This is a genomic window from Pontibacter amylolyticus (assembly GCF_014638845.1).
GTDB classification, from domain to species: domain Bacteria; phylum Bacteroidota; class Bacteroidia; order Cytophagales; family Hymenobacteraceae; genus Pontibacter; species Pontibacter amylolyticus.
This window is the reverse complement of sequence record NZ_BMFP01000010.1, coordinates 1-15842: the sequence shown is the minus strand read 5'-3', so window position 1 is coordinate 15842 and position 15842 is coordinate 1. Positions and strand designations below refer to the sequence as shown.

The window sequence follows — 15842 nt, the reverse complement described above, 5'->3', positions numbered from 1 at the left end:
AAATCAAAAAATCTAAAAACCATGGAAACTCAAAATAAAGCGACTACCCTCCGCGGTGGTGAATTCCTGATCAAGGAAACAGACGCGCAGGATGTATTTATACCTGCCGAGTTCAGCGAGGAGCAGCGCATGATGGCGCAGACCTGTCTGGACTTTGTACGCGAAGAAGTGACCCCGCTACTCGACCGACTCGACAACCACGAGGAAGGCCTGATGGAAGGGCTGATGAAAAAGGCGGGTGAGCTTGGCTTGTTCGCGGTCTCGATGCCGGAGCAGTATGGTGGTCTGAACATGGACTTCAACACTTCGCTGCTGGTAACCGAATCAGTAGGCGGAGGGCATTCCTTTCCGGTGGCTTTTGCAGCCCATACAGGTATAGGCATGCTGCCGATCCTGTACTTTGGTACAGACGAGCAAAAAGAGAAGTACCTGCCGAAGCTGACCTCCGGCGAATGGGCGGCGGCTTACTGCCTCACCGAGCCGGGCTCCGGTTCTGATGCCCTGGCAGCCAAAACCAAAGCCGTGCTGAACGAAGCCGGTACGCATTATATTCTCAACGGCCAGAAAATGTGGATCACGAACGCCGGTTTTGCCGATGTGTTCATTGTGTTCGCACAGGTAGATGGCGACAAGTTCACGGGCTTTATCGTGGAGAAAGGCTACCCAGGCCTAAGCCTTGGCAACGAGGAGCATAAGATGGGTATCAAAGGTTCTTCTACACGCCAGGTGTTCCTGTCAGACTGCGAAGTGCCGAAAGAAAACGTGCTGGGCGAGATCGGAAAAGGTCACCTCATCGCTTTCAACATCCTTAACATCGGTCGTATCAAGCTTTGCGCGGCTACGCTGGGCGCCTCTAAAAAGGTGGTGGACCTTTCCATCAAGTATGCCAACGAGCGCCAGCAGTTCAAACTGCCAATCTCGAAGTTCGGTGCTATACGCTACAAACTGGCCGAGCAGGCCATTCGAATCTATGCGGTGGAGTCGGCCTTGTACCGTTGCGGTATGGACATCTACCGCAAAGAGCAGGAGTTACTGGCAGCAGGCAAAGACGAGAACGAAGCCATGCTGGGTGCCGCCCGCGAGTTTGCCGTAGAGTGCGCCATGCTGAAAGTGGAAGGCTCTGAAGTACTCGACTACGTGGTGGACGAAGGTGTGCAGATCTACGGTGGCTACGGCTTCTCAGCTGACTACCCGATGGACCGCGCCTACCGCGACTCCCGCATCAACCGCATCTTTGAGGGCACCAACGAAATCAACCGCATGCTCACCGTGGACATGATCCTGAAAAAGGCCATGAACGGAGAGCTGGATTTGATGGGACCTGCACAAAACGTACAAAACGAGCTCATGGCTATACCTGATTTCGGTTCGGAAGAGGAAGGGTTGTTCACAGCAGAGCACAAAGCCATCCGCAACCTGAAAAAAGCGATCCTGATGGTGGCGGGTACGGCGGTGCAGAAGTACATGAACTCCCTGGCCAAAGAGCAGGAGATCCTGATGAACATTGCCGACATGGCCATCAAAACCTACGTGGCGGAATCGACGCTGTTGCGTGTGGAGAAACTGGTAGGTATGAAAGGTGAAGAGTCCGTAGCGAACCAGATTGACATCGTGCGCGTGACAGTGAACGATGCGGTGGATGCTGCCTTCCTGGCCGGTAAGGATGCCATTGCCTCGATGGTGGAAGGTGACGAGCAGCGTCTGTTGTTCATGGGTCTGAAGCGCTTCACTAAGAAGGATCTCTACAATACCAAAGAGGCACGCCGCCGCATAGCAGCCGCTATGATCGAGGCGAACGAATACGTGTACTAGTTTCTGACGAACCTATAGTGAAGGAAAGGCTGCCTCCAAAAGGGGTGGCCTTTTTTTAATGGGCTGGCGGCAGGTTACTTAGTGCTTAAATGTGCGTAAACATATCAGAATAGCGTAGCAAAAAAAGAGAGCGTATGGGGGTGACTTGCCTGATTCCCTGCTATAACGAACAGGACCGGATTGCGGCAGTACTGGATGTGGCGACCAACGTCAATAGCATTCAGCAGGTGATCTGTGTAGACGACGGATCTTCTGACAATACTGCCAGGGTGGTGAGTCGGCAATGGCCCAGTGTACAGGTTGTCCGCCTCAGTCTGAACCGGGGAAAAGCGGCCGCCATACAGTATGGACTCCAGTTTGTGCAGCACGAGTTGGTTTTGCTGATGGACGCCGATCTGCAGGAGATCAATGGAGAAGAGCTTGAGAAAGCCATTTCCGAATTTCAGCATACAGCAAAAGTTGATATGCTCATTTTGAGAAGAATCCGGTCACCCTGGTTTGTGCGCTGGTACCGCAGCGACATACTGCTGTCAGGCGAGCGGCTCCTGTGGCGGAGCGACTTAGAGGAAGTGCTGTCTCAGCCTGTGGCACGCTACCAACTGGAGGTAGCCATTAACCGCTACATGATCAAGCGCCACAAGCGGGTACGCTGGATGCCCTGGTCGGCCATGAATACCTACAAGGTAGACAAGCTCGGGGTGCTGGAAGGGTCCCGGAGGGAGTTTGAGATGTATGTCGAGATCGTGGACTACGTGGGGTTTGTGCACATGCTCGTTCAGCTGAGCTCCTTCACCCGAAAACTCAAAAAGCAAAAAAGCGCAACCAGAGAATGGCCGCGCTTTTTGTCAGGTATAAGGATGCCGTAATTACTTGATCTGCAAGCGGCGCAGCTGCAGGCTGTTCGCTTTTTTGGACGGCCGCACCACCGTTACCAGGTCACGGTCCGTAAGCCAGGCCGTAAAATCCTTTACATAGGCGATGTCTTTATCGTTGGCCACATTCAGGCCGGCTGCCTTGGGCGCTTCCGCCTTGCCCGTGCTGGTATCGATGCGGCGCAGGTATAGGTCATACTTGCCATCCAACTCTTCCAGGGTAAGCAGGTTTAGTGTGTTGCCATTTAGGTTGTAACGGTAGGATATACCTGTAAAAGCCTCGTCAGCCGGCGCTTTTTGGTTCTTCATCAGCACAGAGCTCCAGGCCGTGCCCATAAACTGGTCGTAGGCGAACAGGTGCATCTCTTTGGCGTAGTAAGGGGAATTCTCGCCGCCCTCCATGTATTTTTTCTCGGCCAGCACGATCAGCTTTTCCTCCGGTGTCAGGATCAGGTCTGTCAGGTAGATGTCCTCCAGGCGACTGGCTTTCGCTCCACCGCTTTTGTCGAGTTTGTTCACACTGGCCAGGTACTCGGGCGTGAACCGGAATTCCTCCGCAAACACCATGTCCTCGTTCTCAAAGTCGAACTTCACGGCTTTCAGGCTGTAATAATCACCGGTTTTCTCGTCGGCCGTGAGCACCACGCCATACAGGTTGCCATTGGGCTGCAGGGCGTACTTGCTGTCCATGATGTATACCTTCCTGCCATCGAACATGCCGCCTACCAGCACCGACATCCCCTTCGCAACCGGCGATTTGAGGGTATATTGGCGCACGGTCAGGCGCTCCATGTTTTCGGAGATCAGGCTGATGAACTGGTCACCAGCATCGTTTACAATCACCTCGGCGGACACAATGCCGCGCAGGTCGCTCAGGTTGTACTTGGTGTCTTTCAATTTCTGAAGTTTGCCATCGTAGAGGCTGCCGCTTATACCTTGCACTACCTGGTTGCCCGTCACGTTAAAGCGGTAGGCCAGGAGTTTGGTGCCATCCGGCGACAGGGCTATACCTACTTTGCGGGCAGCAGCGGGGGCTTCGAGCAGCAGAACCGGCTTGTCTTTCTGGCCATTCTGTAGGTTTACCCGATGCGCATACAGCACTTGGTTTCCCTGCTCGTTCAGGCGATGCGTGACCACCAGCGCTGCCTCCTCATTCTTGGCAAAGGCCTCCAGCGTTTCCTCCGCACCAAGCGGTATAGCCGTTGACCAGGCTTTTTTGAGGGTGGCATTGTAGCGCTCTATGGCATACTCGCCCGGTTTGTTACGGCTGAGGATCACAAAACCGTCGGCCCCCAGCGGAAGCGTTTTGCTGGTGATGCTTTGGTTGTACTGGTCTTCATTATTGTCAGGGAGGTAGGTGAAAGGTATAGCGGCCTTCTTGCCCTGAGCGGCGGCTGGTGTGGCAGATAAAAGCACCATCAGCAATAGAAGCGGTAAAGAGCGAAGTGTTTTCAAGGTATAGCTTTTAGATTTTTACTGAGTAAAATGTTCTGCGCCAGGTATAGCCAAGTCGAATATAGGATAAAATTGTTTCTTGTGGAACTGACGCAAACAAAACCTTTAACGCAAACTACCAGGAAGTAGGTATAGCCAGTCTTAATGCTGCACTTCGCTTTCCAATACAGCCACTGGCTGTTTCTTGTCGTCGATGGCTACAAACGTAAAACTGCCGTGGATGGCCTTTAATCGTACATCGGAGTACATTTCTTCAATATAAATCTCTACTTCCACTTTCAGGCTGGTGTTGCCAACGCGCTTTACCTGCCCGATTAATTCAATAATGGTACCCGCGGGTATAGGCTGGGTAAAATCTATTCTGTCTGAAGATACAGTGACCACCCTTTTGCGGCAAAAGCGGGTCGCCGTGATAAAAGCCACTTCATCCATCAATTGCATGGCTGTGCCGCCAAACAGCGTATCGTAGTGGTTGGTGGTGTTTGGAAAAACGGCTTTGAATATGCGTGTCTCCGATTGGGCAATGCGTTCTTGTAGACTCATGAAATTATAATTTTAGAGATTGGGTATACGTATGCACTACTGACTGCTGCATGAATCGTAGCCCGGAAAGTAGGTAAAAGGCGATGAGGCAAGTCTCCAGCATAGTCTTGTGGTATGGCTATGCATGCCAGCGCTGTAGAGTAGCGGAAAGGAAAGGATACGACCCTTTTGGGCCGGGATGGCTTTAAGAGTCGCGTAACTTCTCAGACCACAGGCTTTAGGCGCGAAAGCATGCGTAAGGTTATTTGGGGCAAGTCTCCTGGCTTATAACCTGGCTGCCATCCTTCTCATCCTCTTCCGGACAATGGATAATTTAAGGCAGCCAATTAGGTGTTATTTACAGTTGCGCGTCAGCCCGTGATTTGCACACGGTTCCTTTTTAAACCTCAGCTTATACCTTGCTGAGGTGCCTCCAAACGCTGTAAAGATAGAAAATATTTAGCTGATACGGCTCCAGTTGACAGTATTCACGCTCAATGATTTGATGTGCCGCATGATGTTCTGGTTCTGTGGCTGCTCGAGTTGTGGGTCCTCATTCAGCACACGTTGCGCGGCCGCACGCGCTTCCTGCAGAATAGGCGCGTCCTTGGCCAGATCGGCGATGAGCAGGTCGAGCACGCCGCTTTGCTGTGTGCCCATGAGGTCACCAGGTCCGCGCAGCTTCAGGTCTATGTCGGCAATCTCGAAGCCGTTGTTGGTGCGCACCATCGTCTCCAATCGGGTCTTACTATCTTTGCTCAGCTTATACCCCGTCATCAGGATGCAATAGCTCTGCTCAGCGCCACGACCTACACGGCCACGCAACTGATGCAGCTGCGACAAACCAAAGCGCTCGGCACTTTCTATGATCATTACGGAGGCGTTCGGCACGTTCACACCCACTTCGATTACGGTAGTGGCTACCATGATTTGCGTCTCGTTTTTGACAAAGCGCTGCATCTCATAGTCTTTGTCCTGCGCCTTCAGCTTGCCGTGCACCATGCTCACCTGGTACTCCGGGAAAGCCCTCCGCACACTCTCGTAGCCATCCATCAGGTCCTTGTAGTCCATCCCTTCCGACTCTTCTATGAGCGGGTACACGATGTATACCTGACGGCCCAGCTTGATCTGGTCGCGCACGAACTGGAACACCTTCAAGCGGTGCGAGTCGAAACGGTGTACGGTCACGATCTCCTTACGGCCCGCTGGCATCTCGTCTATCACCGACACATCCAGGTCGCCATAGAGCGTCATGGCCAGGGTACGGGGTATAGGCGTGGCCGTCATCACGAGCACATGCGGAATAATGCGCGGGTTTTTGCGCCACAGCCTGGAGCGCTGTTCTACCCCGAAGCGGTGCTGCTCGTCCACAATGCAAAGTCCCAGGTTCTGGAACTGCACCACATCCTCCAGCAGCGCATGCGTGCCCACGATCATTTTCATCTCGCCGGAGCGCAGCTGTTCGTGCAGTACTTTGCGGTCTTTGGTCTTGGTGGAGCCGGTGAGTTTGCCGATGTTTATACCTAGCCGGTCCGCAAATGCCTTGAGGCCGGTGTAATGCTGGTCCGCCAGAATCTCGGTAGGGGCCATCAGCACCGACTGCGCTCCGTTGTCGGCCGCGATCAGCATGGTGATGAAAGCCACGATTGTCTTGCCCGAGCCCACATCACCCTGTAGCAGGCGGTTCATTTGCTTACCGGCCGTCAGGTCTTTGTGTATTTCCTTGATAACCCGCTTCTGCGCATTGGTCAGGTCGAAGGTCATATGGTTTTTGTAGAACTCCGTAACAGTCGGCACCTGCCTGAACACCTGACCGGCCAGATCGGCACGACGCACCGTTTTCTGACGCAGCAGACGCAACTGAATGTAAAAGAGCTCTTCGAACTTGAGGCGAAATTTGGCTGCATTATACTTCTCCACTGACTGCGGAAAGTGGATATTGATGAGTGCATCCCGCTTGCTCATCAGGCGGTAGTGGTCGATCAGTTCCGGCGAAAGCGTTTCGTGTATGTTCGGCTCCGCCACCTTCAGCAATAGCTCCATCATGCGGGCGATCACTTTGCTTTCGACACGGAAGGCTTTGAGCTTCTCGGTGGTGTTGTATACCGGTTGCAGAAAGGAGGCCGTCTGTTTCTCCTCGCCCAGTTCCTCCAGCTCTGGATGCGCCATGCTCCACTTGCCGTTGAACTGCGTCGGTTTGCCAAACACGATGTAGTCGGTGTGGTTTTTCAGCGTCTTCTGCATCCACTTCACCCCCTTAAACCAGACCAGTTCCATCTCGCTGCCATCCTCGTCCACGAGCGTAGCAGCCAGGCGCTGCTTCCGGCCTTCTCCCAATACTTCCTTGCCCCGCACACGCCCGCGCACCTGCACATAAGGCATGCTCTCGTCCAGCTCGGCTATTTTGTAGAACTGGGTGCGGTCGAGGTACCGGAAAGGGTAGTGCTGGATGAGATCGCCGTAGGTATAGATGTTGAGCTCCTTCTGCAGCAGCTCGGCACGCTGCGGCCCCACGCCTTTCAGAAATTCGATCTTGGTATGGAAGAAGTTGTTCAAGGGTGTACGCTCAGGTTAGGTAAATAAGGTATAGCAGGTATACCTGACAAAAATAAGCAAAAGCCCCGACAGGTGTAAGTGCTGGCGGGGCTTTATGTGTCGTGAATCGTGGCAGTATGTATAAAAGTCTGTATAACTCGGCCCAATCGAATTGTGCGCTTTGCTCAGAATTCGTAGTATGTTGCATTGAAACTGCCATTCGAGATCTCCACCACTTCGCCTGTTGTGGAGTTATGGGCTTTAAAATGGAACGTACCGGATATTGTTCTTTTATATCGATCGATTGAGGAAATGGATAAAGACCCAGTACGCATCTTGTCCGTGCGAAAATCCATGTTCGTATCTTGGGTGTAATAGCCAGCATTGAAATGCTCACCAAGTTCATAATCCCTTACTCTGATGCCATTGATTGTATCTCTCACACTCACCAGGAGAGAGGTAGAACCGTTTTGAGCGCTAAACCAGAATCTGTTTCCGTTATCCGTCAGAGTAAATGACAGCGAGTTTGTTTTAAAGCCACTGCCCGGCCACCATTTTTTACCGTTTATCTTGACGCAAAATGATTCATCACAGAAGCTGTCCTTGGAGCAGGAAAGCAGGCCTACAAGAAATATCAGAAAGTATAGCTTGTCTTCATATGTAACTGTCGTGTTTCATGCCGTGAGCTTTGTAACCATTGATAAGAGCAACGCCAACAAGCATTGCGTTTAGAATGTGCCCACGTCAAAGCGACCATTGGTTACTGTTACCGTGTCTTTGCCATGCACCGCCTTGAAAGCGAAAATGCCCGACACAATTCTGTTAACGGTGTCTGCCCGGGTGACGATGACCTTTCCCGTATACCTACTCGTGGTCATATACAGCTTGCCAGGTATGTAGTAGGCTCCATAATTCTGGGGTTGCTTCAGTTCGCCGCCGAACAAGTTAGTGGTAGAGTTTAGGGAATACTCCCCTGGCTGAGACACGTTACGGAGGTAAAGCTGAAAGCCGGTCTTGTCCTTTCTGTAAGCACTTATGAGCACATTGTTACGGGTTTCGTCATAGGATCTTGATGCCAGATACCCACCTTCCACAGGATCAGGGGGATTAAAGCCAGCACCGCCGTTCGCTACCCAGGCCTTGTTGTTCACCATAGCCCCCATGGTGTCAGCGCCCGTTTGGGTGGCATCGGGCAGCAGTTTCAGCTCGTCCTTTTTGCAGGCCGCAAACAGCAGCGGCAGGAGCAATAGCATAAGTTTGGAACGTAGTTTCACAGCAGCAATAGTGGGTGGTATGCTAAATATAGTGAATATCAGTTTGTTATACCTGGAGCGCCGTGTTTATTTTGTGGCACGGAAGCTATTCCAAATGGACATCGACCATCCGAACTGAACATAAACAAAAAAGACCGCGGGTATACCCACGGTCTTTTGTCCTTTGTCACAAAGTCTTTTGTCAAATAAACCTACTTCTTATCCTTAAACTCCAGCGTATTCAGCATGTGCACAATATCCTTTTTCACATACTCAATCACAGGGGCCAGTGAGTCGTTTTGGGTAGCGGTTGTAAAGTAGAGCGCTCCCCGGAAGAAGTGCGTGGTGGTATCCGTCACATAGAACTGAAACTGGCTTGGAATCTCGCCTTCCAGTTCGAATACCGAAGCGATATCGCCCTGTGGTGTCCGGATCTCCGTTTCCTCAATCGAGTACGCCTTTATCTGGTGTTTGCCAGTCAGTTTGCGAGCATCTTCTATCAGGTCGTTCAACATTTTCGGATTATTGTTGATGGCCTTATACGTCAGCTGCACGTTGGCTCCCAGGTTCGGGTAGATGATGTTGATCCAATGCGGCTGGGCGATCATCGAGGAGTCCGGCCGGATCTTGGCGTGCTTCGAGTACTCGAAGGTATAGGGGTGCTCGTCCTGCAACGGCTGGTAAGCGGCCGCGGGCAGGTCGATGCGGTTGTATCCTTTTGGCTTAGGGGTATACTCGGAGTTACAGCTAGCTACGGCCAGGGCCATACCTGCCCACAGGACCATTTGCAGTTTAGCTGACTTTATGATAGTGCTCTTTTTTGCTTGCGACATTAATCTTGACTCGTTTTACACGCTTATTGTCCGCCGACTCCACCGTAAAGAAGTAGCGGCCATACGACACTTCCTCGCCCACAAACGGAATGCGACCAAAGAGCGCCAGCATCAGGCCAGCCACCGTTTCGTGCTCGCTCTTGACCTCGTTAAAGGCGTCGAACGGAACTTCCGTGATCTTGCAAAAGTCGTGCAGCGATGTTTTGCCGTCAAAGATAAAGGTATTTTCGTCGAGTTGTGAGTAAATGATCTCGTCTCCGTCGTCAAACTCGTCGTTGATCTCGCCCACAATCTCCTCGATCACATCTTCCATCGTCAGCAGGCCTGCCGTCGTGCCATACTCGTTTACCACAATAGCCATGTGCACATGCTTTTCCCGGAAGTCCTGCAGCAGGTTGGAGATGTGCTTGGTCTCCGGCACATAAAAAGGCGCCCTAATCAAGTTCTGCCATTTAAAATCAGCTCCTTTGTCGAGGTGCGGCAACAGGTCCTTTACATACAGAATACCGTCGATGCTGTCGGTGCTTTCGGTATAGACCGGCACGCGCGAATAGCCCCATTGGATGATTTGCGGAAGAAGCTCCGGCAACGTGGCACTCTGCGGGAATGCCACAATATCCATCCGCGGGCGCATGATCTGCTTGATCGTGATCGAGCCGAAGTTGACGATACCCCGTAAGATTTTCCGCTCTTCCGGCGAGGTCTCTTCATTAGACAAAGCCACATCCAAGCTGTGATGCAGTTCCTCCAACGTGTTGTTGTAGGACCGGACCCGGTAGCGTCTGTCAATGTAGGAGCTGATGCGGGTTAGCACCCAGGCAAGCGGTTTCAGCACAGGAGCCAGGGCAGAAAGGATGGGGGCCATAAGCTGTGCAATGGCAGTTCCGTGTCTGCGGGCGTATACTTTAGGCAGCACTTCACCAAAAAACACGATCAGGAACGTGACGACCAGCACACTCAGAAGCAGCGTGAAGGATGTTAAAGACGCAGAACCGGTTACCTGCCACGCAATATAGGCGCAGAGGGTAATGATGCTGACATTGATCGCGTTGTTGATGATCAGAAGAGAGGCCAACAGTTGGCGCGGGGCCTGAAGCAGGTGATGCACCAGCTGGAGCTTTTTGTCTTTGCTCGTTCTGGCTTTCTCGATTTCCTGGGGAGTGAGCGAGAAAAAAGCTGCCTCCGCCCCCGAAGTGAGGGCAGAGAGCAGCAATAAGATAAAGCAGGCCGAGATGGCTGCGATATATTCAATTCTAAGTAAAGCCGTTGCGCTTTGTAAAAGTTGCAGTAAGCTATAACTTAGGGGGTCTCCGGAATCTAAACTGTCCAAAATCAGCTAGTTAGGTTAAACATGGGTTAGAACGGCAGGTCGTCTGGCTCGTCGTTCTGGAAGGCAGAAGCATTGCTCTTGCCTGATGCGGCGGCACTGCCCTGACCTGAGGATTGCGATTGTCCCGCCGACTGCGAAGGAGCACCGCCCTGGAAGCTGCCTGAGCCACCATTGCCGCCTTCACGCGCACTCAGCATCGTCATGTTGTCAGCTACGATTTCGGTGCTATAGCGCTGAACGCCTTCTTTGTCCTGGTAGCTGTTAGTGCGGATCTTGCCTTCAATGAAGACAGACTGTCCTTTGCGCAGGTACTTTTCGGCTACTTCAGCCAGACCACGCCACAGCACGATGTTGTGCCACTCGGTGCGCTCCTGGCGCTCGCCATTTTTGTCTTTGAATGTTTCGGAAGTAGCGATCGGGAAACGCGCTACAGCTACACCGCCTTCGAGGTGGCGAACTTCCGGGTCCTTACCAAGGTTTCCGATAAGGATGACTTTGTTTACACTTGCCATGTCTTTTTTTGGTTAATATTAAATTGATTTGGGCTACTCCGACAACCAAGCCGGAGGCAATTATGGCTACTGAACCTCTAGAATGCATTTGCAAACAGAAAAGTTTCAGTTTATAAATTTAGTAAAATCTTCTCATCTTTCAAATAGCTGTCGATAAGAATTGGCTTCGGTAATACTTCTATTTTTTCAGATGAATAGGGTACCAGTCGTGCCTCCTGCAAAACTTCCTCTTTTAAACGAAAATCAAGCTGAATCAGATAAAAACGAGCCGTAATTTTCTGATGGCTAAGCACATGCCTGTATTCTTTGCGGGGTGGCAAAAGGTGCGATTCCTGCACGGCTATACCTGCGTCGTTCAGTTCCTGCAGCAGTTTGGCAGTGTCTAATGTCTTGGAGTCGCTCTCGTGCAGGTAGAAATCGTACAGTCCTTCCCAGATATCGCCGCTCAGGCGCTTCCGCATGTAATACTCGCCCCCGTGCGCAAACACCATGTAGTGAAAGAAGCGCGGCCGCGCAGCCTTGGCCTTCGACTTTACCGGCAGTTCCTGCACCAGCCCATGGTTAAAGGCAAAGCAGGACTGCTGCAGCGGGCAGAACAGGCAGTCAGGCATGACGGGCGTGCACTGGATGGCGCCAAACTCCATAATAGCCTGGTTAAACGTGTCGGGCGCTTCGGCAGGTATAAGTTCATCGGCTAACCGCTGAAACACCTTGCGCGAAGCGGGAACCGCAATATCATCGGACAGACCGAACACCCGCGCCAGCACTCTGAATACATTGCCATCCAGCACGGCCACCTTCTCTCTGAAGGCAAAAGAGGCGATCGCGGCGGCGGTGTAGCTTCCGACCCCGCGCAGTTTCAGCAGCTCTTCATACCTATTTGGAAACACGCCGCCATACTCCTGCACGATCTGCTGGGCTGTGTGGTGCATGTTACGGGCCCTGGAGTAATAGCCGAGCCCCTGCCAGAGGCGGAGCACTTCATCCTGGGGGGCGGCAGCCAGGTGCTGCACCGTAGGGTATGCCTCAGCAAAGCGCTGGAAATAGGGCAGGCCCTGGGCCACACGCGTCTGTTGCAGGATTACTTCGGAAAGCCAGATCAGGTAGGGGTCGGTAGTGTCGCGCCAGGGCAGGGCCCTTTTGTGGCGCTGATACCAGTCCATAATGGTCTGGGCAAACAAAGGGCTGGGCTTATTTTCCATAGCTGACTTAGGGTGGTTAGTGTAGGGGATGGAAACAGACAAAGATAAAGCTTTGTTCTGGAAAGGAGTTGCGGGGAATTTGTAAGATAATGGTATCTGCCTAAAATATAAGCACATAGCCCGCGTTAGGGAGTTGGCAAGCTGGCACGGGTATTGTAGCAGTGTGGCCGGCGAAAAGGGGCTAAGCCCGATCGGTTTAGGCAAGGCACAATCTGTAATAATTTAATGCTAAAGCTTTTACTTGTCGAAAAGTAGGTATACCTTTGTGCCCCGAAAAATGGAGAACGACAGCGCTGTGGTTCCTCCTGAAAAATAGAAAGTTAACTTATTTCTAATTTATAAAAATCTAAGAAAGTGACTAAAGCAGAAGTAATATCAGAAATTGCTGATAAAACAGGGATTGATAAGGCTGATGTGCAATCTACCATCGAAGCGTTTTTCAAAGTAGTGAAAGACTCAATGGCTGACGGCAACAACATCTACGTGAGAGGTTTTGGAAGCTTTGTAAACAAGAAGCGCGCAAAGAAAGTGGCTCGTAACATTTCGAAGAACACTTCCATCATTATTGATGAGCACTTTATTCCAAGCTTCAAGCCATCCAAGACCTTTATTGCTAAGATTAAGAACAGCAAAAAGATCAAAGAACTGGCTCATTCTTAATTCTTTCGTATATTTGCCGGTTGCTTAAAGTTTATCATTTAAAATACAGTCACTTAAAGAAAACAGAAACTCATGTCACGCGCTCAAATACTGATACTAGTTGCAGCTATCGCATTGGCCGCGGCTATGTTTTTTCTTCCTAAGGTGGTTGTAACAAAGGATGATAGCACAGTAGCTGCCGAACAAACCTCTGCTTTGCCGGAAGGTCACTCTGAAGACGATGGCCATGACCATGGTGCTGCACCGGCCGCTTCGGCTGATGGAGTACACGCGATGGCTACGCCAGAGCAACTGATGGAACTCGCCACTGTGCGTGCCCGCTACAACAAAGCGACTGATGCCAAGGCGCGTGGCCTGTTGGCCGGCGAACTGGCAGCAGCGTATGCCGCAGCAAGTAAGTTTGACAGTGCAGGTTACTACTACGAGTTAGCCGCTGATGCCCGTCCGGGTGAGAAGAGCTACCGCAAAGCGGGTGACCAGTACTTCGAAGCCTTCACGTATGCGGCAACACAGCAGCGCGCAAGCGAAATGGGCGGCAAGGCCCGTAAAATGTACGAGCAGGTGCTCAAGAACAACCCTTCGGATCTGGATGCGAAAACTAACGTAGCCATGACCTACATCGCCAGCGAAAACCCAATGCAGGGTATCACGCTGCTGCGGGAGGTGATTTCGACAGACCCGAAAAACCAGAAGGCGTTGTTCAACCTGGGCATCCTGTCAGTGCAGTCCGGACAGTGGGACAAAGCCGCCGAGCGTTTCCAGGAACTGGTAACAGTTAATCCTGAGCACGTAGAAGGCACTTTCTACCTGGCTGTGTCGCTGGCTGAAACCGGTAAGAAAGAAGAAGCAATCAGAACTTTCAACAAAGTGAAGACCATGAGCAGCGACCCTGCCCTGACAGCCTCTGTTGACGAGTATCTGGCAAAAATGTAATAAAAGAACTAACCACTTAATAAAAATTTCAAGACTATGCCTTGCGGAAAGAAAAGAAAAAGACATAAGATTGCTACTCACAAGAGAAAGAAGCGTCTAAGAAAAAACAGACATAAGAAGAAGTAATTTCTTCTGCGTTTATTGAGGCCCACATTGCTTCTGCAATTGTGGGCTTTGGTCTATACATCCAACTAATCTTTGAGAGAAATTGAGTAACGAGCTTATAATCAATTCTACTCAGGATGGAGAGCGCATCGCCCTGTTACAGGACAAGAGACTTGTTGAGTTTCACCACGAAAAGAAAGATACCAACTACATCGTAGGCGACATCTTTCTGGGAACTGTAAAAAAGGTAATGCCAGGCCTAAACGCCGCTTTTATTGACATTGGCTACCACAAGGATGCATTTCTGCATTACCATGACCTGGGAGCCAACGTCAAAACGCTGAACAAGTATGTAAAGGCGGCACAGACACAGAAGAACGCTTCTGCAAAGCTTAACCAGACTAAATTCGAGCCAGAAATTGACAAGCTCGGCAAGATCGCTGATGTTCTGAAAAAGGGACAGCAACTCTTGGTGCAGATTGTCAAAGAGCCGATTTCCACCAAAGGACCGCGTCTTTCTTGCGAGCTCTCGCTCGCCGGTCGATACCTGGTGCTCGTGCCGTTTTCAAACACGGTAAGCGTATCCAAAAAGATCGTTAGCAAAGAAGAACGCACGCGGCTCAAGCGCCTGATCACCTCGATCAAGCCGGAGAACTTTGGTGTGATCATCCGGACAGTGGCAGAGGGCCGTGAGGTGGCAGAACTCGACAGAGACCTGCGCAACATGGTGGAAAGCTGGGAAGAAGGCTTTAAATCGCTGAAGATAGCCAAACCCAATGACAAGATCATCGGGGAACTGGGTCGTTCTTCGTCCATTCTGAGAGACTTAATGAACGAGAGCTTTGACAACATAGTAGTGGACGACGAGTCACTCTATGACGAGATCAAAGCATACATCGGTAGCATTGCGCCAGACAAAGTAAAAATTCTGAAGCACTATACCGGTAAGACAAAAACCTTCGAACACTTTAACATCGAGCGGCAACTAAAGGCTGCTTTCGGGAAAACAGTGACCATACCAGGCGGCGGATACCTGGTAATAGAGCACACCGAGGCCCTGCACGTAGTCGATGTAAACAGTGGGAACAAATCTAATACCGAAACCGATCAGGAGGCTACCGCACTGAACGTGAACATGATGGCCGCCAAAGAAGTGGCCCGTCAGCTGCGCCTCCGGGATATAGGTGGTATCATTGTAATTGACTTCATCGATATGAAGTCGCCGGAAAACCGCCAGAAAGTATACGAAGTAGTCAAAGAGGAACTGAAGAGAGACCGTTCCAAGTCGACAGTTCTGCCTATCTCTAAGTTCGGCCTGATGCAGATCACGCGTCAGCGTGTAAGGCCAGAGCAGAATATTGTGACCGGTGAGGTATGCCCTACTTGCAACGGCACCGGCAAGATAACTGCCAGCATTCTGATTACTGATGAAATTGACGTGGCGGTAGACGACCTGCTCACGCGACATAACCACAGAAGTCTGACATTGTATGTACACCCTTTCCTGTATGCTTACTATACATCGGGTGTCATCTCCAAGCAGATGAAGTGGTTCTTCCACTACTTCAAGTGGGTGAAATTTGTAAAAGACACTTCGCTCGGCATTACTGACTTTAAGGTAATGGACGACAAAGGCGAAGAAATAGAGCTGCGCACCGCCCTGACGGAGGTGAACGGGGTGCAGGATCAAGAAAATTTTAATCAGATTTAAAGGCAACAAAAAAGCCGCTCTGTCTAGACAGAGCGGCTTTTTTGATTTAACAGGTGTACCGTCCTGAAATGAGTTGACACAAAAGTTGACTTATATGCAAGAGACGA

The 15842-nt window shown here is 51.1% G+C and carries 14 protein-coding genes and 1 riboswitch; of the genes, 5 read left to right on the top strand and 9 right to left on the bottom strand.

All coding sequences use genetic code 11. The features are described 5' to 3' along the window. Positions 1-21: 21 nt before the first annotated feature. Together IEV97_RS19240 and IEV97_RS19235 are read left to right on the top strand one after the other, a co-directional pair. Positions 22-1812, top strand: coding sequence for an acyl-CoA dehydrogenase FadE (locus IEV97_RS19240; protein WP_188503123.1), 1791 nt, complete (start codon positions 22-24; stop codon positions 1810-1812). Positions 1813-1946: 134 nt separating this feature from the next. Further along, positions 1947-2678 carry a glycosyltransferase family 2 protein gene (locus IEV97_RS19235; RefSeq protein WP_188503122.1) on the top strand — a complete coding sequence of 244 codons (732 nt, stop codon included), beginning with the start codon at positions 1947-1949 and terminating at the stop codon, positions 2676-2678. On the opposite strand, the gene IEV97_RS19230 is transcribed toward IEV97_RS19235, so the two are convergent. From IEV97_RS19230 to mutY, 9 genes are all read right to left on the bottom strand, one after another. Beyond that, positions 2679-4139: a hypothetical protein gene (locus IEV97_RS19230; RefSeq protein ID WP_188503121.1), complete on the bottom strand. Its 1461-nt coding sequence runs from the start codon at positions 4137-4139 to the stop codon at positions 2679-2681. Positions 4140-4280: 141 nt separating this feature from the next. Beyond that, positions 4281-4682 (bottom strand): acyl-CoA thioesterase, encoded by a 402-nt coding sequence (locus IEV97_RS19225; protein ID WP_188503120.1) that lies wholly within the window; start codon positions 4680-4682, stop codon positions 4281-4283. A gap of 232 nt (positions 4683-4914) precedes the next feature. Continuing rightward, positions 4915-5111, bottom strand: a riboswitch (cobalamin riboswitch). Positions 5112-5120: 9 nt separating this feature from the next. Then, entirely contained in the window at positions 5121-7217 is a 2097-nt protein-coding gene (gene recG / locus IEV97_RS19220; RefSeq protein WP_188503119.1) for an ATP-dependent DNA helicase RecG, read from the bottom strand. A 164-nt stretch (positions 7218-7381) separates the two neighbouring features. Next, positions 7382-7765, bottom strand: coding sequence for a DUF6252 domain-containing protein (locus IEV97_RS20275; RefSeq protein ID WP_373283840.1), 384 nt, complete (start codon positions 7763-7765; stop codon positions 7382-7384). Positions 7766-7924: 159 nt separating this feature from the next. Continuing rightward, entirely contained in the window at positions 7925-8449 is a 525-nt protein-coding gene (locus tag IEV97_RS19215) for a Riean_0653 family protein (RefSeq protein ID WP_188503118.1), read from the bottom strand. 212 nt (positions 8450-8661) lie between these two features. Next, a complete protein-coding gene (gldD, locus tag IEV97_RS19210; protein ID WP_229734043.1) occupies positions 8662-9234 on the bottom strand; it encodes a gliding motility lipoprotein GldD in 573 nt (190 codons plus the stop codon). Positions 9235-9241: 7 nt separating this feature from the next. After that, positions 9242-10495 carry a gliding motility-associated protein GldE gene (gldE, locus tag IEV97_RS19205; protein WP_188503117.1) on the bottom strand — a complete coding sequence of 418 codons (1254 nt, stop codon included), beginning with the start codon at positions 10493-10495 and terminating at the stop codon, positions 9242-9244. Between the two features lie 143 nt (positions 10496-10638). Beyond that, entirely contained in the window at positions 10639-11124 is a 486-nt protein-coding gene (locus tag IEV97_RS19200) for a single-stranded DNA-binding protein (protein WP_188503116.1), read from the bottom strand. Between the two features lie 110 nt (positions 11125-11234). Continuing rightward, positions 11235-12326 carry an A/G-specific adenine glycosylase gene (gene mutY / locus IEV97_RS19195; RefSeq protein WP_188503115.1) on the bottom strand — a complete coding sequence of 364 codons (1092 nt, stop codon included), beginning with the start codon at positions 12324-12326 and terminating at the stop codon, positions 11235-11237. Positions 12327-12680: 354 nt separating this feature from the next. Between mutY and IEV97_RS19190 the strand changes: the two genes are divergently transcribed. The 3 genes from IEV97_RS19190 (at position 12681) to IEV97_RS19180 (ending at position 15735) form a co-directional block, all read left to right on the top strand. Next, positions 12681-12986 (top strand): HU family DNA-binding protein, encoded by a 306-nt coding sequence (locus IEV97_RS19190; protein ID WP_007655567.1) that lies wholly within the window; start codon positions 12681-12683, stop codon positions 12984-12986. Positions 12987-13112: 126 nt separating this feature from the next. Beyond that, entirely contained in the window at positions 13113-13919 is an 807-nt protein-coding gene (locus IEV97_RS19185; RefSeq protein ID WP_229734042.1) for a tetratricopeptide repeat protein, read from the top strand. A 208-nt stretch (positions 13920-14127) separates the two neighbouring features. After that, positions 14128-15735 carry an Rne/Rng family ribonuclease gene (locus tag IEV97_RS19180; RefSeq protein WP_188503113.1) on the top strand — a complete coding sequence of 536 codons (1608 nt, stop codon included), beginning with the start codon at positions 14128-14130 and terminating at the stop codon, positions 15733-15735. Positions 15736-15842 lie beyond the last annotated feature (107 nt).